Annotated in this window: 24 protein-coding genes and 1 pseudogene; 15 read left to right on the plus strand and 10 right to left on the minus strand. The window is 46.2% G+C overall.

Annotation, left to right across the window (positions count from 1 at the left end):
- Positions 1-423 precede the first annotated feature (423 nt).
- The 15 genes from A3CY_RS0107970 to A3CY_RS0108040 all read left to right on the plus strand — a co-directional run bounded on the left by A3CY_RS0107970 (position 424) and on the right by A3CY_RS0108040 (position 15,768).
- A complete protein-coding gene (locus A3CY_RS0107970; protein ID WP_018337387.1) occupies positions 424-1,068 on the plus strand; it encodes a CoA transferase subunit A in 645 nt (214 codons plus the stop codon).
- Between the two features lie 45 nt (positions 1,069-1,113).
- Positions 1,114-1,500 (plus strand): 3-aminobutyryl-CoA ammonia lyase, encoded by a 387-nt coding sequence (gene kal / locus A3CY_RS0107975; RefSeq protein WP_018337388.1) that lies wholly within the window; start codon positions 1,114-1,116, stop codon positions 1,498-1,500.
- Between the two features lie 12 nt (positions 1,501-1,512).
- Positions 1,513-2,340, plus strand: a complete 828-nt coding sequence (gene kce, locus A3CY_RS0107980) for a 3-keto-5-aminohexanoate cleavage enzyme (RefSeq protein ID WP_018337389.1) — start codon at positions 1,513-1,515, stop codon at positions 2,338-2,340.
- A gap of 34 nt (positions 2,341-2,374) precedes the next feature.
- A complete protein-coding gene (gene kdd / locus A3CY_RS0107985) occupies positions 2,375-3,418 on the plus strand; it encodes an L-erythro-3,5-diaminohexanoate dehydrogenase (RefSeq protein ID WP_018337390.1) in 1,044 nt (347 codons plus the stop codon).
- Between the two features lie 95 nt (positions 3,419-3,513).
- Positions 3,514-4,551, plus strand: a complete 1,038-nt coding sequence (kdd, locus tag A3CY_RS0107990) for an L-erythro-3,5-diaminohexanoate dehydrogenase (protein WP_018337391.1) — start codon at positions 3,514-3,516, stop codon at positions 4,549-4,551.
- A 103-nt stretch (positions 4,552-4,654) separates the two neighbouring features.
- Positions 4,655-5,899 (plus strand): lysine 2,3-aminomutase, encoded by a 1,245-nt coding sequence (kamA, locus tag A3CY_RS0107995; RefSeq protein WP_018337392.1) that lies wholly within the window; start codon positions 4,655-4,657, stop codon positions 5,897-5,899.
- Positions 5,900-5,991: 92 nt separating this feature from the next.
- On the plus strand, positions 5,992-7,014 hold the full coding sequence (gene kamB / locus A3CY_RS0108000) for a lysine 5,6-aminomutase reactivase subunit KamB (RefSeq protein ID WP_316244989.1): 1,023 nt from the start codon (positions 5,992-5,994) through the stop codon (positions 7,012-7,014).
- A 27-nt stretch (positions 7,015-7,041) separates the two neighbouring features.
- Positions 7,042-8,442 (plus strand): lysine 5,6-aminomutase reactivase ATPase KamC, encoded by a 1,401-nt coding sequence (kamC, locus tag A3CY_RS0108005; RefSeq protein WP_026207442.1) that lies wholly within the window; start codon positions 7,042-7,044, stop codon positions 8,440-8,442.
- A gap of 12 nt (positions 8,443-8,454) precedes the next feature.
- The gene (gene kamD / locus A3CY_RS0108010; RefSeq protein ID WP_018337395.1) at positions 8,455-10,011 is read left to right on the plus strand and encodes a lysine 5,6-aminomutase subunit alpha; all 1,557 of its coding nucleotides are present in this window, start codon (positions 8,455-8,457) and stop codon (positions 10,009-10,011) included.
- A gap of 39 nt (positions 10,012-10,050) precedes the next feature.
- Positions 10,051-10,839 (plus strand): lysine 5,6-aminomutase subunit beta, encoded by a 789-nt coding sequence (gene kamE, locus A3CY_RS0108015; protein ID WP_018337396.1) that lies wholly within the window; start codon positions 10,051-10,053, stop codon positions 10,837-10,839.
- Between the two features lie 82 nt (positions 10,840-10,921).
- A complete protein-coding gene (locus A3CY_RS0108020; RefSeq protein WP_018337397.1) occupies positions 10,922-11,581 on the plus strand; it encodes a 3-oxoacid CoA-transferase subunit B in 660 nt (219 codons plus the stop codon).
- Positions 11,581-12,783 (plus strand): acetyl-CoA C-acetyltransferase, encoded by a 1,203-nt coding sequence (locus A3CY_RS0108025; protein WP_018337398.1) that lies wholly within the window; start codon positions 11,581-11,583, stop codon positions 12,781-12,783. Before A3CY_RS0108020 ends, A3CY_RS0108025 begins: the two co-directional genes overlap by 1 nt.
- 47 nt (positions 12,784-12,830) lie before the next feature.
- The gene (locus A3CY_RS0108030) at positions 12,831-13,970 is read left to right on the plus strand and encodes an acyl-CoA dehydrogenase (protein WP_018337399.1); all 1,140 of its coding nucleotides are present in this window, start codon (positions 12,831-12,833) and stop codon (positions 13,968-13,970) included.
- A gap of 12 nt (positions 13,971-13,982) precedes the next feature.
- Positions 13,983-14,765, plus strand: a complete 783-nt coding sequence (locus A3CY_RS0108035) for an electron transfer flavoprotein subunit beta/FixA family protein (RefSeq protein WP_018337400.1) — start codon at positions 13,983-13,985, stop codon at positions 14,763-14,765.
- A gap of 10 nt (positions 14,766-14,775) precedes the next feature.
- On the plus strand, positions 14,776-15,768 hold the full coding sequence (locus tag A3CY_RS0108040) for an electron transfer flavoprotein subunit alpha/FixB family protein (RefSeq protein ID WP_018337401.1): 993 nt from the start codon (positions 14,776-14,778) through the stop codon (positions 15,766-15,768).
- A gap of 244 nt (positions 15,769-16,012) precedes the next feature.
- Here the strand turns inward: A3CY_RS0108040 and A3CY_RS0108045 are convergent, their stop codons facing one another.
- The 10 genes and pseudogenes from A3CY_RS0108045 to A3CY_RS0108100 form a co-directional block, all read right to left on the minus strand.
- Positions 16,013-16,645, minus strand: coding sequence for a hypothetical protein (locus tag A3CY_RS0108045; RefSeq protein WP_026207444.1), 633 nt, complete (start codon positions 16,643-16,645; stop codon positions 16,013-16,015).
- A 71-nt stretch (positions 16,646-16,716) separates the two neighbouring features.
- A complete protein-coding gene (locus A3CY_RS0108050; RefSeq protein WP_018337403.1) occupies positions 16,717-17,286 on the minus strand; it encodes an N-acetylmuramoyl-L-alanine amidase in 570 nt (189 codons plus the stop codon).
- Between the two features lie 39 nt (positions 17,287-17,325).
- Positions 17,326-17,694 carry a 3TM-type holin gene (locus A3CY_RS0108055; RefSeq protein WP_018337404.1) on the minus strand — a complete coding sequence of 123 codons (369 nt, stop codon included), beginning with the start codon at positions 17,692-17,694 and terminating at the stop codon, positions 17,326-17,328.
- Positions 17,691-18,326 carry a hypothetical protein gene (locus A3CY_RS0108060; RefSeq protein WP_018337405.1) on the minus strand — a complete coding sequence of 212 codons (636 nt, stop codon included), beginning with the start codon at positions 18,324-18,326 and terminating at the stop codon, positions 17,691-17,693. Before A3CY_RS0108060 ends, A3CY_RS0108055 begins: the two co-directional genes overlap by 4 nt.
- A 345-nt stretch (positions 18,327-18,671) precedes the next feature.
- A complete protein-coding gene (locus A3CY_RS0108070) occupies positions 18,672-19,571 on the minus strand; it encodes an Rpn family recombination-promoting nuclease/putative transposase (RefSeq protein ID WP_018337406.1) in 900 nt (299 codons plus the stop codon).
- 101 nt (positions 19,572-19,672) lie between these two features.
- Positions 19,673-19,965, minus strand: a pseudogene (locus A3CY_RS23490) (DegT/DnrJ/EryC1/StrS family aminotransferase); the annotation flags it as partial.
- Positions 19,892-20,080, minus strand: a complete 189-nt coding sequence (locus tag A3CY_RS22925; RefSeq protein ID WP_155828218.1) for a hypothetical protein — start codon at positions 20,078-20,080, stop codon at positions 19,892-19,894. The pseudogene A3CY_RS23490 and the gene A3CY_RS22925, both read right to left, overlap by 74 nt.
- 61 nt (positions 20,081-20,141) lie before the next feature.
- Positions 20,142-20,366 (minus strand): hypothetical protein, encoded by a 225-nt coding sequence (locus A3CY_RS23180; RefSeq protein WP_018337408.1) that lies wholly within the window; start codon positions 20,364-20,366, stop codon positions 20,142-20,144.
- A gap of 397 nt (positions 20,367-20,763) precedes the next feature.
- Positions 20,764-21,375 (minus strand): RloB family protein, encoded by a 612-nt coding sequence (locus A3CY_RS0108095; protein WP_026207446.1) that lies wholly within the window; start codon positions 21,373-21,375, stop codon positions 20,764-20,766.
- Between the two features lie 4 nt (positions 21,376-21,379).
- Complete coding sequence (locus A3CY_RS0108100; protein WP_018337410.1) at positions 21,380-22,678, minus strand: AAA family ATPase; 1,299 nt, start codon at positions 22,676-22,678, stop codon at positions 21,380-21,382.
- Between the last annotated feature and the right edge of the window lie 195 nt (positions 22,679-22,873).

Below are 22,873 nucleotides of genomic sequence, written 5' to 3' on the forward strand. Positions count from 1 at the left end.
AATAGTTTAACTTCTATTCTTCTCCCTATCTTCCCGTAGTTTGACAGAGGTTCTAAGGTATATAAATTTTTTTACAAAACTACCATTATTCTATTTAAATAATATAACAATAGAATAGCAATAGAATGACAATAGTATAACGCATTGATTAACATCGGTAAAGAGTACCATCAAAATACTTGCAATAAAGGAGAAAACACGGCAAAGGCATGGGTATTTAAAATAAATTTCTTAATTTTAAAGCCGTGAAACAGGATGAAATGACAAAAGATATTTTTCAACTACGTAAAATGATTCTCAATAAAGAATTTTTTCCGTTTTTATGTTGAAAATATTTCATTTATTGCCCGAAATGATATAAATTTGACAAATCAATGCGAATGTGTTAAATATTTAACTGAATCAATATAAAAATGCTTCCTTATGAGTAAATTTATTTCTATCGAAGAGGCTATATCAAAAGTAAAAGATGGTATGACCATTATGGTAGGCGGATTCCTGGCGAACGGAACCCCTAACAAGATCGTGGACGCTTTGGCAAAATCAGGCGTGAAGAACCTCACATTGATCTGCAACGACACGGCATTCCCGGACAGAGGTGTAGGTCAGTTGATCGCTAACAAGCAAGTAAAAAAACTTTTCGTGTCACACATCGGCACGAATCCTTGCACGAGTGAGCAAATGAATAGCGGAGAACTGGAAATCGAGTTCTGCCCGCAAGGTTCTTTAGCCGAACGCGTGCGTGCGGGCGGTTGCGGATTGGGCGGAATCCTGACTCAAACCGGAATGGGCACGATCGTTGCCGAGGGAAAACAAATCATCAACGTGGACGGTAAAGACTATTTGCTGGAAAAACCGTTAAGAGCTGACGTTGCTCTCGTGGGTGCAAGCCTTGGAGATAAAGCAGGGAACTTGGTTTACCGGGGGACATCACAAAATTTCAACCCGCTAATGGCTGCCGCAGCCGACCTGGTGATCGCAGAAGTGAACGAACTCGTGGAAGTAGGCGAAATCGCTGCCGAGAACGTGAAGACACCGTCTATTATGGTAGACTATATCATTAAGTGATTTACGATTTACGATTGAAGAATAAAATTAAAAATTAAAAGCAAGATGGAAAAATCAATGATACGTTTAAGGATGAGCGCGAAGGATGCTCATTATGGTGGGAATTTAGTAGACGGCGCACACATGGTACACTTGTTTGGTGACGTTGCCACGGAATTGTTAATCATGCACGACGGGGATGAAGGGCTGTTCGTTGCTTACGACAATATCGAATTTCTTGCACCCGTTTACGCCGGGGACTATATCGAGGCAACCGGGGAGATCGTGAAAGTAGGGAACACTTCCCGCAAGATGGTTTTCGAAGCGAAGAAAGTGGTAGTTTCCAGACCGGACATCTCTCCTTCTGCCGCCGACGTGTTGGAAGAACCCATCGTGGTTTGCCGTGCCAGCGGGACTTGTGTTGTCAAAAAGGAAGACCAGAGAAAAAATTAAAAAATTATCATTATGGAGAAATTAATTATCACAGCAGCCATTTGCGGGGCTGAAGTTACCAAAGAACAAAACCCCGCCGTTCCTTATACAGTAGAAGAAATCGTGAGAGAAGCCAAATCTGCTGTAGATGCGGGTGCTGCCATTGTTCACCTTCACGTTCGTGAAGATGATGGTACTCCGACCCAAAGCAAAGCTCGTTTCAAAGAGTGTCTTGACGCCATTTATAAAGTATGTCCCGATGTGATTATTATTCCCTCAACCGGAGGTGCCGTGGGTATGACCGCGGAAGAACGTCTGCAACCGACAGAGCTTTTCCCCGAGATGGCAACCCTCGATTGCGGTACTTGTAACTTCGGTGATGACGTGTTTGAAAACACCATGCCCATGATGAGAGATTTCGGCAAAAGAATGCTGGAAAACAACATCAAACCGGAATACGAGTGCTTTGAAATGGGACATCTTGATACCATATTAAATATGGCCAGAAAAGGACAAGTTCCGGGGGTTCCCATGCAATTCAATTTCGTTCTTGGCGTTCCCGGATGTACTCCCGCCACGGTTCAAAATCTTAGCTGGATGGTAAACGCCATTCCCGCAGGTTCCACATGGACCGCAACGGGTATCGGTCGCCATGCCTTCCCCCTTGCAGCCGCCGCTATCGTCATGGGCGGTAACGTGAGAGTAGGTTTTGAAGATAATCTTTATCTCGAAAGAGGCGTGCTGGCGAAGTCAAACGGAGAATTAGTTGAGAAAGTAGTCCGTCTGGCAAAAGAGCTGGGACGCGAAGTTGCAACTTCGGCTGAAGCAAGAGTAATTCTAGGATTAAAACCATTAAAATAACATCGATTTCTTAAATTTCTAAATCCAAAATATTATGCAAAAGAAAGGAAACAAATACGGAACTCACCGTGTAATCGAACCGAAGGGCGTATTGCCACAACCCGCTAACAAGATTGACAACAACATGGACGAGATCTATGACAACGAGATCTTGATTGACGTTCAAACCTTGAATATCGACTCAGCCAGCTTTACCCAAATCGAGCAACAAGCCGGAGGCGACAAAGCTAAGATTGCCGAGATCATGATGGGTATCGTGGAAAAACAAGGTAAACACCGCAACCCGGTAACCGGATCAGGTGGTATGTTGTTAGGTACGGTTGAGAAAATCGGTGATGCACTGAAAGGCAAAATCGATTTGAAAGAAGGTGACAAAATCGCTACTTTGGTTTCTCTTTCTTTGACCCCGCTTCGTATCGACAAGATCAAAGATATCCGTCCGGACATCGACCAAGTGGACATCGACGGTAAGGCTATCCTTTTCGAGAGCGGTATCTACGCTAAGATCCCGGCCGACCTTCCGGAGAACCTTGCCTTGTCCGCGTTGGACGTTGCCGGAGCTCCCGCACAAACAGCCAAACTTGTAAAACCGGGCGATACCGTATTGATCATCGGTGCAGGTGGAAAATCCGGAATGTTGTGCTGCTACGAGGCTAAAAAACGTGCAGGCGTTACCGGTAAAGTAATCGGTTTGTGCCACAGCCAGAAGAGTACGGAACGTTTACAGAAACTTGGTTTCTGCGACTATGTATTCTCTGCCGATGCAACTCAACCTGTTCCGGTAATGGAAAAAATCTCTGAATTGACGAATGGTGAGATGTGTGACGTAACGATCAACAACGTGAACATCACTGACACGGAAATGACCTCTATCCTTTGCACAAAGAACACGGGTATCGTTTACTTCTTCTCTATGGCAACCAGCTTCACGAAAGCCGCTCTTGGCGCCGAAGGTGTAGGAAGCGACGTGACGATGATCGTGGGTAACGGTTACACGAAAGGTCATGCAGAGATCACTCTTCAAGAACTGAGAGAATCAGAAGCCTTAAGAAAGATCTTTACAGAACTTTACGCTTAATTAATTTACGACTTATGATTTACGATTTATGATTGCTTACACGGTAATTGTCAATCGTAAATCATAAACTAAAATCTAAAATTTAAAATTATTCGATGGACAAAGGTTGTAGATACGGTACACATAGGGTTATCACCCCGGAAGGAACACTTCCCCAACCGGCACTGAAGCTGGATAACACGATGAGCATTTACGACAACGAGTTGTTGATAGACGTGCAAACACTGAATATTGACTCTGCCAGTTACACGCAGATCAAGGGTGCTTGCGGCGGGGACGCGTCAAAAATGAAAGAGATGATTCTCTCGATCGTGGAGGAACGGGGCAAGATGCAAAATCCGGTGACCGGTTCGGGGGGTATGCTGATTGGTACGGTAAAAGAAATAGGTCCGGCATTCCCGGATAAATCATTGAAAGTGGGTGACAAGATCGCGACGCTGGTATCCCTTTCCCTGACACCTTTGAAAATCAATAAAATCAAGAATCTCGACCCCGTATCCGATCAGGTTGACGTGGATGCGCAAGCGATTCTTTTCGAAAGCGGCTTATATGCCGTACTGCCGGATGACATACCGGAGAAATTGGCATTGGCAGTGTTGGACGTGGCAGGAGCACCGGCTCAAGTGGCACGTCTGGTAAAAGAAGGTGATACGGTTTGTATCATCGGGGGAGGCGGAAAGTCCGGAGTACTTTGCTGCTACCAGGCAATGAAAAACGTAGGACCTTACGGAAAGGTTATCGTGGTAGAATACTCGGAAGAGAATGCCCGAAGGATAAAAGACATGAATCTCGCCACTCACGTGATTGTTGCCGACGCGACAAAAGTGATGGACGTGTACAAGAAAGTGACCGCTATCGCGGGAGAAAGAGGTTGCGAGGTGACAATCAATAACGTGAATGTTCCCTCGACCGAAATGACCTCTATTCTAGTCACAAAAGGACAAGGATGTGTTTACTTCTTCTCTATGGCTACCAGCTTCACGAAAGCAGCACTGGGAGCCGAGGGAGTAGGAAAAGATATAAATTTAATCGTGGGAAACGGTTACGCGAAAGGACACGCGGAATTAACCCTGAATATTATTCGGGAATCTGCCGAGATCCGGGAGTTGTTTGAAAAATTGTATGTGAAATAAATTGATAACCTCTAACAAATTTAATACTCAACAAAAAGGCGGATTTGCGCGAGGCAATCTAAAATCTAAAATTCAAAATCTAAAATCTAAAATATTACAAGTGATGTCAGAAAGCAGACGAAAAGAGTTTTTCCCAGAAGTTACCGACGAACAATGGAACGATTGGAAATGGCAAGTGAAAAACAGAATTGAAACACTCGAGCAATTAAAGAAGTACATCGAGTTGACCAAAGAAGAAGAGGATGGTATCCGCGAGTCTTTGAAGACTTTAAGAATGGCGATTACCCCTTATTACTTGAGCTTAATTGACAAGAATAACCCGTATTGCCCGATTCGCAAACAAGCTGTTCCTTCCGCTTTAGAACTGCACAGATCGGAAGCCGACCTGTTGGATCCTTTGCACGAAGACAGTGATTCTCCCGTACCGGGTTTGACTCACCGCTACCCGGATCGCGTGTTGTTCCTGATCACGGACCAATGTTCCATGTATTGTCGTCATTGTACCCGCCGGCGTTTCGCGGGACAAAAGGATAGTGCTTCCCCGACCGAACGTATCGATAAATGTATCGAGTACATCGCCAAAACCCCGCAAGTACGGGATGTACTGTTGTCGGGAGGAGACGCGTTGCTGGTAAGCGACGAACGTTTGGAATATATTATCAGCAAATTGAGAGCCATCCCGCACGTGGAGATTATCCGAATCGGAAGCCGTACTCCCGTGGTGTGCCCGCAAAGAATCACCCCGGAGCTGGTTAATATGTTGAAGAAGTATCACCCGATCTGGTTGAACACCCACTTCAATCACCCGAACGAGATCACGCCGGAATCAAGTGCCGCTTGTGCACGTCTTGCCGATGCGGGTATCCCGTTGGGGAATCAAACCGTACTGTTGAGAGGCATCAATGACTGTACTTACGTGATGAAACAATTGATGCACGGGTTGGTGAAAATGCGCGTTCGCCCGTATTACATTTATCAATGTGACCTTTCCATGGGTATCGAGCATTTCCGTACTCCCGTATCCAAAGGTATCGAGATCATCGAGAACTTGCGCGGTCATACTTCCGGATATGCAGTTCCCACGTTCGTGGTAGACGCTCCCGGAGGAGGTGGAAAAACACCGGTAATGCCGAATTATGTTCTTTCTCAGTCACCGAAACGTGTTGTATTGAGAAACTACGAAGGTGTTATCACGACCTACACGGAACCGGAAAACTATAAAGAAGAGTGCCACTGCCCGGAATGCGAAAAAGCCCGCAAAGAAGGCGTAGCCGCTCTGTTGAATGGTGACGCCCTCTCTATCGAACCGAAACACTTGGCTCGTAACGAGAGAAATCACCACGAATAAATCGATTCGATGATTCTGTGATTTCCGATTAAGTGATTCATCGCTTCTCCGGAAATCACCGAATCATTTAATCTCTAAATCAACAATTGATTGTGTTTATCGAGGAAATATTAAAATACAACAGTATTGCAATCGTGGGACTGGCTAAGAACGCCGGGAAAACAGAATGCTTGAACTATATTCTTCGGCACGTGAAGAATACGGGGAAGCGTTTTGCCCTAACCTCCATAGGCATTGACGGGGAAAGCAAAGATCAAGTCTGCCAGACACCGAAACCGGAAATAGAGATATTCGAGGATATGATATTCATCACATCCGAGATGCACTACCGGAGCAAGAGGCTGGTGGCAGAGATCATGGATGTCAGCACGCAACAAACCTCTTTGGGACGACTGGTTACGGCTAGAGCCGTCTCTTCGGGAAAAGTGCTATTATCCGGTCCCGCCGACACGGGGTCGCTGCGAACCTTGATCCATGAAATGAAGCGTTTCGATGTCGACACGACGATTGTAGACGGCGCCCTCTCCCGCCTCAGCCTAAGCTCTCCGGCGGTGACTGAAGCCATGGTATTAGCCACGGGAGCCGCACTGTCCTGCAATATTCCTCAACTGGTAAGAAAGACAAAATACGTCTACGACCTCATATGCCTGGATGAAGCGGCTCCCGATATTATCCGGAAGCTGACGGGCATCGAGCAAGGCGTGTGGTCGATTGACGAGGAAGGAAACGTCCACGATCTGGATATCCCCTCCGTGTTTATGCTTGAAAACAGAAAAGAAGATGTCTTCAAGCACGGGAACACGTTGTACGTGGCAGGTGCCATTAGTGACAAATTATTGCATTTCCTCCGGCAGCAGAAACAAATCCGGGAGATCACGCTAATCATGCGGGACTTCACGAAAATGTTCGCTTCCATGGAAACCTATTACGCTTTCGTGAAAAAAGGCGGTACCATACGGGTTTTGCAAAAAAGTAAACTACTGGCAGTCTGTATAAATCCCCAATCACCGGATGGATACTGCCTGGATTCGGACGAATTGCGGGTTGCCATGCAAGAAAGCCTGGGCATCCCGGTGTATGACGTGAAAAGAATTGAAAATTTAAAAATTCAGTGATTATTAAATCACAAAATAAATAGTAAGGTGTTTTTACGTAGCGCGATAGAAGAAGTAAACGGGTTCAGGTACATGATCGACCAACTGGAGATTCAATCCGGGCTGGCAAAACGTGTATTGAATACACAACTCTATTTACACACGAAAGAAGAGATTGTCGCCAAACTGGACAAAACGGAAGCGGCTGTCAACCTCCTGCGTGATTCCCTGTTGACCGACACCATCACCAAAATCAACGTGAAACTTATGCAGGTGAAAGATATCCGGGGTACAGCAAACCGGATAACCGAATCACAAGCATTGGATGACATTGAATTGTTTGAATTAAAATCGTTCTCGTTGCTCGTCATGGAGATCAGGCAATTATTGCTTGCCGCGCGCATTGATGTGGTAGTACTTCCGGACTTGGAACCGGTCGTCAACATCCTTGACCCGGAGAAAATGCGTATCCCTCATTTCTACGTTTATGATGCTTATTCCGAAGAATTGGCAGCCCTACGGGCAAAAATGAAGGCTCTGAAAATGGATGCCAAGACCGAAGACAAACAGCTGGATCAATTGCAATTCGAGCATACGATGTTGGAAGATCGTGTCCGGGAAGAATTGTCTACACGAATACATCCGTACAAACAAGAAATTAACGAGGCTATCGCGCAAGTGGCAACGCTCGATATTTTACTTGCCAAGGCAAAGCAGGCTATCGAGATGCGACTGTGCAAGCCGGAGATCACGGAAACGGTCACTCGTTACAAAAATATTTTCAACCCGCAGGTAAAAGAAGTTCTGCGGCAAGAGGGAAAAAAATTCCAGGCTATCGATATAGACATCGCCCCCGGGGCGTGCCTGATCACCGGAGCCAACATGGCAGGCAAGAGCGTTATTCTAAAGACGGTTGCTTTAGCCCAAACCCTATTCCAATTCGGTTTCTACGTTCCGGCAGAACACGCGGAAATCGCGCTGGTTGACGAGGTACTCTTGTGCATCGGCGACGAGCAATCCGAGCTGAGCGGTCTTTCCTCCTACGCTTCGGAAATGTTAAGGCTAAACACCATCGTTCAGGACGTGAAAGCAGGCAAAAACGCCCTTATCCTGATCGACGAACTGGCAAGGACGACCAATCCCGCGGAAGGGAAAGCGATTGTCAACGCGACGCTCGACTTCCTGACGGACAAGGGTGCCCGTTCCCTGATTACCTCGCATTACAGCGGCATAAAAGCCGGATGCAGGAAAATGCGGGTAAAAGGATTTATAAAAGATAAAATAAACGGTCAGCTGACCATTAATAACATAAACGAGTTTATCGATTACTCGCTGGTCGAGGATACTCAAAACTCCGTCCCGCAGGAAGCGATGCGCATTGCCCGCATCCTGGGTATAGACGACGAACTGCTGGATAAGGCAGAGAATTATTTGGAACAGAATTTATAACAGAACAAAAATATGCAGAACAGTAAATTAGGGTTAGATTTCAACAAAGTAGCACACGCGAAAGACGTGGCTAGAAAGATAGCCGACGATGTACAGAAATTCGTGGAGCAGTACTCTACCGTTGCCGTTGAGCGTACATTATGCCGCTTGCTCGGTATTGATGGCGTTGATGCCAACACGGTACCGCTTCCCAACGTCTTGGTAGACGAGATCAAAGACAAAGGAGTGTTAAGTCAAGGTATTCTCTTTTTCTTGGGTAACACGATCGTGGAAACCGGAATGGACCCGCAACAAATAGCAGAGAAAGTTGCAGAGGGACAGCTGGATATGACCACGTTGCCCGTTCACCCGATGGACAAGATCAAGGCAGCCTTGAAACCTTACGTGGACGCAAGTATCAAACGCATCAGTGATCGCCGCGCCAAGAAAGAAAATTACTTGAAAACGATAGGCGAAGGTCCGAAACCTTACCTATACGTGATCGTGGCAACCGGAAATATCTACGAGGACGTGGTACAGGCTCAAGCAGCCGCACGCCAGGGAGCCGACGTTATCGCCGTAATCCGTACAACAGGGCAGAGTTTGTTGGATTACGTGCCTTATGGAGCTACCACCGAAGGTTTCGGGGGAACTTTCGCTACCCAGGAAAACTTCCGCATCATGCGTAAAGCACTGGACGAAGTGGGTGAAGAAGTAGGACGTTATATCCGCTTGTGTAACTACTGTTCCGGGTTGTGTATGCCGGAAATTGCCGCCATGGGTGCTTTGGAAGGCTTGGACGTGATGCTGAACGATGCCCTTTACGGTATCCTGTTCCGCGACATCAATATGCAACGTACACTGGTCGACCAATTCATGTCACGGGTCATCAACGGATTCGCCGGAGTCATTATCAACACAGGTGAGGATAACTACCTGACTACCGCCGACGCCGTGGAACAAGCCCATACCGTGCTGGCTTCCGACCTGATTAACGAACAACTGGCTTTAATCGCCGGGCTGAAAGAAGAACAAATGGGATTGGGACACGCTTTTGAAATGGACCCCTCGTTGGAAAACGGGTTCCTGCTGGAGCTTTCCCAAGCACAAATGACCCGGGAGATCTTCCCGAAAGCCACTTTAAAATATATGCCTCCGACCAAATTCATGACGGGAAACATTTTCCGCGGACACATACAGGATGCACTTTTCAACATGATCGGGATATGGACTTCACAAGGTATCCAACTATTGGGAATGCCGACGGAAGCTATCCACACGCCTTTCATGTCCGACCGTTACCTTTCTATCGAGAATGCCAAATACATTTTCGGTAACATGAAAAACATCGGCGACGAGGTAGAATTCAAAAAGGACGGGATCATCCAAAGTCGTGCCAAAGAGGTATTGGACAACGCTATCGCGCTACTCGAGAACATCGAGCGGGAAGGACTTTTCACCGCACTTGAAAAAGGTATCTTTGGAGACGTGAAACGCCCGAAGAATGGCGGTAAAGGACTTGACGGTGTAGCGGCAAAGGGAGCCAATTACTACAACCCGTTTATTGAGCTAATGCTTAATAACAATTGAAAATTGAAAATTGAGAATTGAAAAGAAAGGAGCGACACTATGAGTGGAGGATTATATTCTACCGAGAAAAATGATTTCGACCAGACGCTGGATCTGAAAAAAATAAAACCCTACGGCGACACTATGAACGACGGGAAAACTCAATTGAGTTTCACGTTGCCCGTTCCCGCCGGGGACGAGGCTATCGAAGCCGCGAAACAATTGTTGAAGAAAATGGGTTTCGAGAACCCGCAAGTCGTGTATCACAAGGAATTGACCAAGGGATTCACCTTTTTCAATTGCTACGGGAGCTGCACGCACACCGTGGATTACACGAATATCCACGTGCCGAAAGTGGAAGGTACAAAATGGGATATGCACGAAACAGACGAGTTTATCCGTGAAAACATCGGACGCCCGTTAATTGTCGTGGGAGCCAGCACCGGAACCGACGCCCACACCGTGGGTATCGACGCCATCATGAACATGAAAGGCTTCGCGGGACACTACGGCTTGGAACGATATGACATGATCGAAGCCCACAACTTGGGTAGCCAGGTTCCCAACGAAGAATTTATAGCCAAAGCCATCGAACTGAAAGCGGACGCCCTTCTGGTTTCACAGACCGTTACACAGAAAGACGTGCATATTCACAACATGATTGAACTCGTGGAGATGCTCGAGGCGGAAGGCTTGCGAGACAAGGTTATCCTTGCTTGCGGCGGACCCCGTATCTCCCACGAATTAGCAAAAGAATTGGGTTACGACGCCGGATTCGGGATGAACACCTACGCCGACGACGTGGCTTCATTTGTTGCACAAGAATTTGTTAGAAGAAGAAATAAATAATTAAATTTACGATCTATGATTTACGATTTATGATTGCTATTAATCTAAAATCCGAAATCTGAAATCAAAAATCAAAACGGTTATGGATAAAGATCAAGTAAGAGAAGTGATCGCCAAGCGAGTAGCTCTCGAATTAAAAGACGGCGACGTGGTAAACTTGGGTATCGGATTACCGACAATGGTTCCGAACTACTTGAAGAGTGACGTACACGTGGTACTGCAATCCGAAAACGGATTGTTGGGCATGGGACCGAAACCGGAAGCCGGAAAAGAAAATCCGGAACTGACGGATGCCGGCGGTGGTTTCATCACGGCTATTGACGGGGCATGCAGCTTTGACAGTGCCACTTCCTTCGGTATCATCCGGGGTGGACACGTGGATGTAACCATTCTTGGTGCCTTACAGGTAGACGAGAAAGGGAACTTGGCAAACTGGATCATCCCCGGCAAAAAAGCCCCGGGTATGGGTGGAGCCATGGATCTTCTGGTCGGTGCTAAAAAAGTAATCCTTGCCATGGAACACACGGCAAAAGGAAGCCACAAGATACTAAAAGAATGTACCCTGCCGTTGACGGCAGCCGGCGAGGTCGACATGATTATCACCGAAATGGGTGTGATGAACGTTACCCCGGCAGGTATCGAACTGGTAGAATTAAACAGTGAATTTACATTGGATGACATCAAAGCAGCAACAGGCTGTGAATTAATAGTTTCTAAAGACTTAAAACCTATGCCTCAATAATGAAGACATATATCGTAGCAGCAAAAAGAACAGCGATCGGCAAATTTTTGGGAAGTACTCTTTCTTTATCAGCAGCAGACCTCGGTGCAGCGGTAATCAAAAATATTATTGCAGAAACCGGAGTTAATCCTGCCAATATCGATGAGGTAATCGTGGGTAACGTACTATCTGCCGGACAGGGTCAGGGTGTAGCCCGTCAGGCATCTATCAAAGGGGGTATCCCCCAGGAAGTACCGGCCTACGGTATCAACATGATATGCGGTAGCGGCATGAAAGCCGTACTCAACGGCGTAAGCGCTATCAAAGCGGGATTGGCGAACCTGATCATCGCGGGAGGTACCGAATCCATGTCAAAAGCCGGTTACATTCTCCCCGGGCACGTCCGTGACGGACACCGCATGGGAGACGTAACCGTCATCGACCACATGGTATTCGATGGTCTCACGGATGCTTTCGAGGGGTACCACATGGGAGTCACGGCAGAGAATATTGCAGAAAAATATTCCATCAGCCGCGAGGAACAGGACGAATTTGCCATGGAATCGCAGAAGCGTGCTATCGCTGCTATCGATAATGGTAAATTCAAAGCCGAAATTGTGCCTATCGAATATAAAATGAAAAAAGAAGTTTTACAATTCGATACGGATGAATTCCCCAACAGAAAGACATCCCTGGAAAAATTATCGACCTTGCGTCCCGCTTTCAAGAAAGAGGGTTCCGTGACAGCCGGTAACGCTTCCGGAATCAACGACGGAGCATCATTCGTGATGATCGCGTCGGAAGAGGCTGTTAAACAGAACAATTTAACTCCCCTATGCGAGATTATCGGTGTCGGGCAAGGCGGTGTGGATCCCGCCATCATGGGTATGGGACCAGTGCCAGCAATCGCCAACGCGCTGAAGAACGCTAACATTAAACTATCTGATGTTGACGTGATCGAACTGAACGAAGCGTTTGCAGCACAATCACTGGGAGTAATTCATGAACTGATGGCACAACACGGCGTAACGAGGGAATGGATAAACGAACGTACAAACGTAAACGGTGGTGCTATTGCACTGGGTCACCCCATCGGGGCATCGGGCAACCGCATCATCGTATCACTTGTATATGAAATGCTAAACAGTGAAGCTAAAGTAGGTATGGCTTCCCTCTGTATAGGGGGAGGTATGGGAACGGCGTTGATTTTAAAAAAATGCTGATTTAGGATTATAACTAGCTTCAATCAATTAAAAAAACATTAATAATAATGGATTTCAGTCTATCAAAAAAAGAGCAACTCTTCTTACAAATGATAAGAGAGTTCGCGGAAAAAGAGGTAAAACCCTTGGCGGCAGAAGTGGACGAGTCGGAAAGATTCCCCATCGAAACCGTTGAAAAAATGGCGAAATTGGGTATTATGGGTATTCCGTTCCCGGTGGAATATGGCGGAGCCGGAGGTAGCAACATTCTCTACACGATGGCTGTAGAGGAGTTATCCCGCGTATGTGCCACTACCGGTGTGATCGTGTCCGCACACACCTCTCTGTGCTGCGCCCCGATCATGGAACACGGAACCAACGAGCAACGGGCAAAATATCTTCCCAAACTGACCTCCGGGGAATGGATCGGAGCATTCGGATTGACCGAGCCTAACGCCGGTACGGATGCCTCCGCACAACAGACCATTGCCGTGAAAGAGGGAGATCATTACGTGCTCAACGGTTCCAAAATATTCATTACCAACGCCGGTTACGCTCACGTGTACATCATCATGGCTATGACCGACAAATCCAAGGGGACCAAAGGTATCTCTGCCTTCATCGTGGAAAAAGATTTCCCGGGATTCTCCGTGGGTAAAAAAGAGAAAAAATTGGGTATCCGCGGTTCTGCGACCTGCGAATTAATCATGGAAAACTGTATCGTTCCGGCAGAAAACCTGTTAGGACAAGAAGGCAAAGGCTTCGGTATCGCCATGAAAACACTTGACGGCGGACGTATCGGTATCGCTTCTCAAGCCTTGGGTATCGCACAAGGAGCCATGGACGAAACCGTGAAATACGTGAAAGAACGCAAACAATTCGGGAAAGCCATCGGTCAATTCCAGAACACGCAATTCCAATTAGCAGACTTGCAAACCAAAATCGAAGCAGCTCGCCTGCTGGTAAGGCAAGCCGCCTACAAGAAAGACCAGAAAGAGGCTTATTCCACGGATGCTGCCATGTGTAAATTATTTGCAGCCGAAACAGCCATGGAAGTAACAACCAAGGCGGTACAATTCCACGGCGGATACGGATACACCCGTGAATACCCGGTTGAAAGAATGATGAGAGATGCCAAGATCACCGAAATCTACGAGGGAACCTCGGAAGTTCAAAGAATGGTGATTGCTGCAAATTTATTAAAGTAAAAGACGATTGAAATGAAGATAGTTGTTTGTATTAAACAAGTTCCGGATACCACGGAAATCAAACTGGATCCCGTTACAGGAACCCTTATCAGAGACGGGGTACCCAGTATCATGAATCCTGACGATAAAGGAGGACTCGAGTTCGCCCTCCAATTAAAAGATCAATACGGTGCACACGTGACGGTTGTCACGATGGGACCGCCACAGGCTGAAGCCATCTTGAGAGAAGCTTACGCCATGGGAGTTGATCGTGCTATCTTGTTGAGCGACCGCAAATTCGGAGGAGCCGATACTTTGGCAACCTCTCATACCATTGCCGCCGCTTTGAAAATGTTGGATTTCGACCTGGTAATCACCGGACGCCAGGCTATTGACGGGGATACCGCACAAGTAGGACCGCAAATCGCGGAACATCTTGATTTACCGCAGGTAACCTACGTGGAAAGCCTGACCTTCGACGGTAATAAGACATTTACCGTGAAGAAATCCATGGAAGAAGGCTACCAGATGGTGGAAGTCGATGCCCCGTGCGTATTCACCGCTTTGGCATCAGGCGTAAAACCCCGCTACATGTCCGTGAGAGGAATCGTGGAAGCTTATGATAAGGAAATCGAAACTTGGACTTACGACAACATCACTGTTGACGATAAGAAGATCGGTCTGAACGGTTCACCCACCCGTGTATTCAAATCATTCACGAAAGGTGTGAAAGCTGCAGGACAAATCTACGAAGTAGAACCAGCGGAAGCCGTAGACATCATTATCAACAAGCTAAAAGAGAAGTTTATTATTTAAAATATCAGGAATGGACAAAGCACAATATAAAAACGTTTACGTCTTCGTTGAGCAAAGAGAAGGCGTGCTTCAAAACGTGGCTCTGGAATTGTTGAGCAAAGCCAGAGAATTAGCTGATGCCTTGAACGAGAAAGTATATGCCATGTTACTCGGACATAACCTTTCCACGCAAGCACAGGAATGTATTGCTTACGGCGCCGACACCGTGTTGCGGGTAGACGCTCCGGAACTCGCGACTTATACCACGGAACCTTACGCGCAAGCAATCTATCAAATCATCACCGAGAACAAACCGAGCATCGTGTTAATCGGTGCCACCACGATCGGTCGTGACTTGGGACCTCGCCTGTCCGCACGTGTAGAAACCGGTTTGACAGCAGACTGTACCGGATTGGAAATCGGTGAAGACGGAGGTCTGTTAATGACTCGTCCGGCATTCGGGGGTAACCTGATGGCAACCATCGTTTGTAAAGAACACCGCCCGCAAATGTCAACCGTTCGCCCGGGGGTAATGCGTATGGGACAGCGAGACTTGAACCGGAAAGGAACTATCGAAGACGTGAAAATCAACTTCGACCAATCTAAATTCCGCGTACGGGTGATCGAAACCGTGAAAGAAACGAAAAACCTGATCGACATCACCGAGGCTAACGTTCTCGTTTCCGGTGGTCGTGGAGTAGGTAATGCCGAAGGCTTCGACATGTTACGCGAAATGGCAGGCGCCATTGGTGCGGAAGTATCCGCATCCCGTGCTATGGTAGATGCCGGCGTACTCGGTCACGAACGCCAGGTGGGACAAACCGGTAAAACCGTACGTCCCGACTTGTACTTCGCCATGGGTATCTCCGGAGCGATCCAACACCTTGCCGGTATGGAAGAATCCGACTACATCATCGCCATCAACAAAGACAAGTTCGCCCCCATCTTCAACGTGGCAGACTTGGGTATCGTTGGAGATGTCCGCAAGATTGTCCCTCTTCTCACAGAGCGATTGAAAAAATAAAACTAATAAAAAATGGAGCCTGTAACGGGCTCCATTTTCATTATAATGAAAACTTTTCCCCAATCAGCCATAAATTTTCATCATACTGAAAACTTTTTCCAAGCCCTCCACTTCAAAAGAAACATACATTGATCACATTGTCTGTCTATAATTTGTGCATCACTTGACCTTACGAACTAGAGGGTGTGTCGCAACACACCCTCATAAGCGCCCATCATAAATCACTTCATCGGAAATCATTAAATCACTCGATACTCAAGTAGTCACTATCCGATACCAACTTGCCGTTCTTCGACGTGGCAAAACAATATGCCACCACTTTCGTCGTATCCCAATTTTTCGGAAGCGGGAAAGTGGTACTGCCACTCTCGCCTCTGTCCCTCAACGCGACAATCTTCAGCCGTTTCAACGCAGTCTCGAACAACACGGCATACACCTTATCATTCACCAACGAAAAAGCATCCTCGTCTTCATCTCCCGCCTGCTCGAACAGATATTTGCTCGTCTCCGCACTGTACGTTGCCGTAACTTCCGGCACACGAAGTATCCCCGATGCCACCTTCAACTGCTCGAACTCTATCGTCGCCACGTGTCCTTCTGCCACACTCACGGCACCCATGTTCTCCTTGACAAAAGCATTGGAAGTCGTACCGTTCCCGGTACCTTCAAATCCTTTCCGGATAACCGCTAACAACCGACGAGCCAACTGCACCAACACCTTCATCCGTGCCCGCTGATCCAATATCTCCGAAGTCGGTTTATCTTTCCTCTTGAAGACCTTCGCTTTCGCGATATTCTTCTTATTCGTGTAACACATCGTCACGTTCCCGACGGACTTCGTTACTTTTCCCAGTAAATTAGAATCAAATATTGCCATAACAACAAAATTTAAATAGTTAATAAATAAAAAACTCACACTCTCGATTGAAGCGTTGCGCACCGCCCCAATCATAAATCACTAAATTGTAACCCTGGTCCCGGATCCACCTTCCTCGCCGTCACGTCCGAATGCCCAACCACGTACTTTATCGGGTAACGCTTCTTCAGTAACCGGCACACATACCGTAACACCTCCATTTGCACTTCCGTGTACCTGTGCCAGTAAGTAAGTCCTTCCCCGGAATCATCCGTGTACACCTCCTTGAAAGGAACCACCCTTCCACACTCCGCCACAAACTTTCCTCCTTCCAAACGAAGTTGCCCCAGGTTATCCAATTCGATCCCGATAGAATAATGATTCAACTCTCCCCGTCCCGCATACCAGCTTCTGCCGGCATGCCAAGCCTCAATGTTAAACGGCACCAGTTGAACCACCTCCCCCGCCCTTCCGATCACGAGGTGAGCCGAAGCCGCCACATCCGGTCGGGTCAGGTAATAAGCAGACGACATGCAACCCGCTCCTGCCGTGTAATGCAAAATAATCATGTCCGGTCCGACAATAGCCCGCGTATTCTTCACGCAACTCAGGTGAACCACCCCGTCACCCTCTAACCAATCATTCTCAATTGAAAATGCCATAACCAAAATCTTTAAATTAATAAATCGTAAATCAATAAATTAGCGTCGTTTTTGCGCGATAGCCCACAACATTTTCTCCCCGCTTCTCCCGACAATATATCCGCCCAACCCGATTTCCAGCAAATCCCAAAACCGGGAAGAATCCTCCAGGATCGGCAAACTTGTAAACGCCCCCGCCAGAACAATCACCGCGAACGTCAACATCACCAACGGTCGCCACGACCTCTGTAACCAATTGCCGGCCGCCTCCTCCCGCAACACGCTTGCCTGTGCTTCTGCCATCTCCCGTTCCCGATCGTACACCAGTTTCAAAATCTCCGCCTCCAACTCTTTCTTCTCCCTCCCCGGGAGTGTCAACCGACCGATCAACTCGCCGACCGCGTTAACCACATCTGTCACCGGTTTCATTCCCTCTCCTCTAGGCAAACATATTGGCTTACCGACAACTGTTTCTCGTCCGGGGACATAAAGAAACAATACGCGTGCACTTTCTCCCTCTTCACACGCCGCACCCTGAACGTAGCTTTCCCATCCTTTCGCCGGGCATTCACCTCATCCGCCAACACGGGCGAAAACGAACGCCCCTCGTGCAACACCGCGACCATCAACCGATCCCGCCGTCCCTTCAAATTGCCTTTCACACTATTTTCCCATTCCAATGCCACCTCACCCTGCTTGTCAATCCACCCCTTCCAATTATACCCCTGCTCTCGTTTCCCTGCCGTAAATTGAAGTTGTGAAAAATCCCCGATCTTCCCGTCCGGGCGGAAGGCTTTCAAATTCACCTTCATGTGAAAAGCATACCCGCTAACACAAATCCCTTGAGCCGAAATGTCCAACATCCTCTTCAAAGGAGTATCCTGCACTTTCTGGTAAAACCGGACAGCCGCCCGGAACCTCGCCCTCACCGCTTGTTGCTCCTCGGTACTGGATTTATTCCTCCTCACCCACTTTCTTAAAAAAGTTTTATCACCCAAGCGATACAAGACAAAACCACCGATTCGTCCTCTAATTCCTAAATAATTTCTTACTATTGCCATAAGCTTACATTTTAAATGAATACTAACGTTCAATTCTCTCTCGTTTTCGGCAACAAAATTACTGCACCCGCGAAATTCCTTTACTACACACTCCACACATATGGACAAAATAAAAAATAAGGCACTGATTATCAATCCACCTTTTCTGATCAAAAAAAGGATTTCGCCACGAGTATCCTCTAATCAAGAGAACAATCTCGCGTTTTCTAACTTTTCAATCATAAAAATTTCAATTTAATATTATAAAACAAAAAGCCCCGGGAACTCTTTTCCCGAGGCATATCCTCAACTTTCATCATTTCCAATTTTCAACCCTCAATTTTCAAATCCAGAAATATCATCTAGCTATTTCCCCGAAGTTAACAATTCATCAAGATCGTTCGGCTCAACACCCGTACATTTCAAAATCAACTCGTCAGGCAAACCGGACAATTTCATCTGACGGGCAATCTCCAGCTTTTCCTCTTCTCGCCCTCTCTCCAATCCTTTTGCCAACCCTTCTGCCAAACCCTCCTCTTTCGCCGTGTTCACGGCGTTCACCACGTCACGGTAGGCCTTCACGCTATCCTCGTACTCACGAAGTTGCCCCGGGCTAAAACGGGCGATCTCCGCCGCCTCGAACAATCGAGTAAAAATTCGCTCCTGCAAGGCTGCCGGGCGTGCCAACAAACGCGAGAGATTCTTCAACACGTACATCCATTTATCGAACAAAGTCTCCAGCTCGTCCTCCCCACGGGTGAACTTGGGCAACTCCAGGTAGATGAACGTCAACTTGTCATAAAACACCTTCTTCGTTTCCACGTCCATCAACTTCACCTCGTGGTGATAGTAATCGCTCGACTCCCTGTCCTCGTCGAAAACGAAATTCAAGATACCGATCGTGTAAACCGCATCCAGCCGGAAATCCCACTCCCCTCGTTTCGCCTGCTCCCGGATCGGGAACGTCGAGTAAAATATACTACGATCCTTGAAAAAACGCTGGAACACGTTCTGCATCTCCACGATGAAACGTTCACCGCTCTCGCTCTCGCAATAAACGTCGAATATCGCCTCGCGAGTGTCCAATGCCGTCCCCAGGTGCTCGTTGCTCAAGTATTTCACGTCAGTTATCACGCGGGTCCCGTGAAACAACGCATTCAAGAAACCGATCAGCAAGTCCTTGTTCAGTTCCGTGCCGAAAAGATACTTGAAACCGAAATCCGTCCGTGGATCTATGTAATACTCTCTAAAATCACCCGTTCCCATCGTGTTTATATTTCATCCATTTATTTAAAACCAAATATAGCAATCTTTTTATTTCTCATCCAAATCTTTCCCCACCAACGTGTAAAAAATAAAGGGTGGAACGCATCCTTGAATACCAGCTGCAAGTGCATCGACTTCCACAACGGGCGGCACTCTATATTATCCGCCTCCAACGCCAGCCTCACATCCTCCCGCATAAACCCCACCTCTCCCGGCTCCACCGTGATACACGTCAACCAATAGTTCGAGTTAAAATCTCCTCCCCCGGCTGGCACATCACCCGCACTCCCTTCACCTCCTTCAACAACTGCACGTACAAATCATGCATCTCCCGCCTTCCCCTCACGTGCTCTTCCAGCACGAGCATCTGTCCCCACCCGATCCCAGCGCAAATAAACGTTCACGTTCGGTCCCAACGAGACCACCCTACTCGTGTCAAACGCATCGCGTATAAACTCCTGCTCCCGTCCACCCATGTGAGCGAGAGAAAGCCAAATTCGATCTTTCATAAATCGGAAATTAATATAACATCAACCCGGCAGAACTACCCGTCGGCCTGATATTTCGTTCTTAAACACTATCATTAATCAATCCATGGTAAAGGGCATAATGAAAATCGAACGATCCGTTATGGATAATTTCATCCCGTAAACTCTCGATAGTTCGAATGCATACAGCTTCCTTTTGGGCAAATAGGGTATCATCTACCATTAAACTGTTAAAATGCTTTTGCAGGATGGCAATGGTCATATCACTGATTCTATCAGCCGCCATATTATCCTCTATTAACTGCATTAAACCAAATATCTCAGGATCTTCAAGACCTGCATTTATGATGGTGTATGCACTATGAGCAAGTTATATAGATAGGGCACCGCTAATACCCCTTCCTTTTGTGTTGCCTTTCGAAAACCCCAATCCTGTATTTGGAATTTCTTTGAAAGCGAACCTATTTACCATTTTTTTAAAGAAGCGGTCTTGAAGATTATTCGCTTTTGAAGCCTTTACCAGAGGAATAAATAATCTAAAGTGGTTGAAGAACTCTGTATATGCATTCGTAAACTCGGGTATCTCGCTTCCTCTAAAATCTACTATATGTTAATGCCATGCTTATTCTCAATTATAAGTTCTCAATTTGTTATTGATACTTTCTGTTTTCCAACGAAATCTACAGCAGCCATTCTTTTTACAACTACATTGTAATCAAAGCATTAAGAAGCATTATTGCTTTATAAATCTCCGAGTACGCCTTCAAATCTTCCGGAGATTCCTTACAGAGTTGGCACAACTTTTCGGAATTTAATATCGCTCGTTCTAAATCTCCATTCTCTGTCAGATATTTATAGAGGTTGGTGCGTATGAAATATCGTTTTGTCTTTTCATACCCCGGCATATATTTCTGTAATTCGGGAAGCAGTTGATCGTAACTCTCATATCGCCGACAAACCACATTAGGCAAAAAATGTAGTAGAAACCAAAACTCCGTGCATGGATTCGTTTCTACAAACATCACCTTTCCGGCATATTTCTTTGCAGCATATTTCTTCTTTGCCCGCTGATACAGCTGCATTTCGGAAGGATATTGATATAACCTGTCCATATCAAACAGGCATACAATAAAGTCATATTGCTTGTTCATATATGACTCAACCAATTTCAGAATATGATTGATGTCGCTATGTTGCGGAAAATCCGGAGCAACCTTGAAAGGATAGCGGCACGCAATCCTTAGAGAGTCGAAATAAAACCATTCAGTCTCTCCTTCGCCTATGATGGCGATACTTTTTGTTACAGTCCGCCCCATATCATTAGTCATTTAGGTTGATATACAGGCTACCCAAGAACGGCAACTTTACCAATTTCCCCTGCTTATAGGCATTATACGGGGAAAGATTCTTGTGTAGCCCCAAAGAAGACAGGCGCACAATTTTTGTTTCACCAAGTTCGTCTTTGTCGGTAAACCATATAGTATCACGGCGAATAAAATCCTCGTTGAGAAGATTAATGTCATACGTTGTCAGGAGCATTTGGGATGTTCCGTCGCTGTTTGCCAAAAATACTTTTATAAAATAAGCCAGCAGTTCATAATGAATACTTGTCTCCACTTCATCAATGGACACAAACCGATTGGTCTTTAACAGGAAATTCAGTATTACAGCCATTCCCAAGAACCTCATGGTGCCATTGGACTCGTATTCTTCCGATAAATCATATACTTTATCGCCTGCCTTATGCTTGAAGGTCAGTTCCGTATTTGTAATTTTACCCTTTCTAAGCATTTCTGCCTTTGCGTCTTTATCAATAGGGACATTCTGAATCAGTTGTTCCAATTCAGGGGTAATCAGTTCTTCCTCTTCGTGTAATACCACATCTTCTATATTGAAATCTGACGCTTTCAGGAAATTTAAAATGAATTTCTTCAAATCTCCTGCCTCGTCTTTATCCAATCGTGATTTGACATATCCCGAAAGTAGCATACCGGGAGCCAGTACATCTTTTACCTGTTTGGCAAAATAATCGTACACATCATTCAGCTTGGTACGTTCCACGTTGCTTTTGCCAAATGCGGCAAGCACACTGCAATTATTGATCGTGTTACCGGAAATCACATCTTGGCTTTTTTTTGTCATTTTCAGATTTACACCAAAGTCAATGGTCGTGGAATCTGTCGCGGCATCATAACTTCGGTTATACAGTTTGGTAGGGCGAATGGAATCATAAACAATCAATGTCTCGGAATAGATATGCTTTACATCCAATTCAAAACTGAGGATGTACTTCGACTGATTGATATAGAATATCATTGACATCTTAGTTCTTTCATTCCTCGAAGTGTCATCCAACATGAAAGGGACAACCCCGGTTTTCTCAGTCCGGTCTTTAGGCATTCTCAAAACCAGCATCTTGAAAAATTCGATGGCATTTAATATATTCGTTTTTCCGGAAGCGTTGGCACCATAGATGATGCCCACTTTCAGCAATCTTACCCCTTCCTTAACTTCATACGAATACTCATCAGACATAAAAGTATCTGCCAATGGCTCAAAACTGATTTTCTGAACCGACTTAATGGAGAAAAAATTCTCAATGTTGAACTCTGCAATCATAATCGTTGATTTTATCTATTGTATGGTGCAAAGGTACAAATAAAATCCCATACGATAAATTATAAATGCGATTATTGTAGAAAAGTTACACGATACAACCACAAAATCAAAAAAAGTAATCATTTATTGCGTGACGCAAATCGGCTGTACTATAATCATGAATCCATGAGCGAAAGTACACAAACATTCCCAAAT

Source organism: Butyricimonas synergistica DSM 23225, assembly GCF_000379665.1.
GTDB lineage: Bacteria > Bacteroidota > Bacteroidia > Bacteroidales > Marinifilaceae > Butyricimonas > Butyricimonas synergistica.

Coding starts and splice junctions, on each gene's coding strand:
- A3CY_RS0108100 (WP_018337410.1), bottom strand. CDS start 22,678: ATGATTGCAGAGTTCAACATTGAGAATTTTTTCTCCATTAAGTCGGTT.
- A3CY_RS0108020 (WP_018337397.1), top strand. CDS start 10,922: ATGGATAAAGATCAAGTAAGAGAAGTGATCGCCAAGCGAGTAGCTCTC.
- kamA (WP_018337392.1), top strand. CDS start 4,655: ATGTCAGAAAGCAGACGAAAAGAGTTTTTCCCAGAAGTTACCGACGAA.
- A3CY_RS0108040 (WP_018337401.1), top strand. CDS start 14,776: ATGGACAAAGCACAATATAAAAACGTTTACGTCTTCGTTGAGCAAAGA.
- A3CY_RS0108095 (WP_026207446.1), bottom strand. CDS start 21,375: ATGGGGCGGACTGTAACAAAAAGTATCGCCATCATAGGCGAAGGAGAG.
- kamE (WP_018337396.1), top strand. CDS start 10,051: ATGAGTGGAGGATTATATTCTACCGAGAAAAATGATTTCGACCAGACG.
- kal (WP_018337388.1), top strand. CDS start 1,114: ATGGAAAAATCAATGATACGTTTAAGGATGAGCGCGAAGGATGCTCAT.
- A3CY_RS0108060 (WP_018337405.1), bottom strand. CDS start 18,326: ATGGCAATAGTAAGAAATTATTTAGGAATTAGAGGACGAATCGGTGGT.
- A3CY_RS0108050 (WP_018337403.1), bottom strand. CDS start 17,286: ATGGCATTTTCAATTGAGAATGATTGGTTAGAGGGTGACGGGGTGGTT.
- A3CY_RS0108035 (WP_018337400.1), top strand. CDS start 13,983: ATGAAGATAGTTGTTTGTATTAAACAAGTTCCGGATACCACGGAAATC.
- kdd (WP_018337390.1), top strand. CDS start 2,375: ATGCAAAAGAAAGGAAACAAATACGGAACTCACCGTGTAATCGAACCG.
- A3CY_RS0108055 (WP_018337404.1), bottom strand. CDS start 17,694: ATGAAACCGGTGACAGATGTGGTTAACGCGGTCGGCGAGTTGATCGGT.
- A3CY_RS0108025 (WP_018337398.1), top strand. CDS start 11,581: ATGAAGACATATATCGTAGCAGCAAAAAGAACAGCGATCGGCAAATTT.
- A3CY_RS0108045 (WP_026207444.1), bottom strand. CDS start 16,645: ATGGCAATATTTGATTCTAATTTACTGGGAAAAGTAACGAAGTCCGTC.
- A3CY_RS0108070 (WP_018337406.1), bottom strand. CDS start 19,571: ATGGGAACGGGTGATTTTAGAGAGTATTACATAGATCCACGGACGGAT.
- A3CY_RS0108030 (WP_018337399.1), top strand. CDS start 12,831: ATGGATTTCAGTCTATCAAAAAAAGAGCAACTCTTCTTACAAATGATA.
- kamD (WP_018337395.1), top strand. CDS start 8,455: ATGCAGAACAGTAAATTAGGGTTAGATTTCAACAAAGTAGCACACGCG.
- kdd (WP_018337391.1), top strand. CDS start 3,514: ATGGACAAAGGTTGTAGATACGGTACACATAGGGTTATCACCCCGGAA.
- A3CY_RS23180 (WP_018337408.1), bottom strand. CDS start 20,366: ATGCAGTTAATAGAGGATAATATGGCGGCTGATAGAATCAGTGATATG.
- A3CY_RS0107970 (WP_018337387.1), top strand. CDS start 424: ATGAGTAAATTTATTTCTATCGAAGAGGCTATATCAAAAGTAAAAGAT.
- A3CY_RS22925 (WP_155828218.1), bottom strand. CDS start 20,080: ATGAAAGATCGAATTTGGCTTTCTCTCGCTCACATGGGTGGACGGGAG.
- kce (WP_018337389.1), top strand. CDS start 1,513: ATGGAGAAATTAATTATCACAGCAGCCATTTGCGGGGCTGAAGTTACC.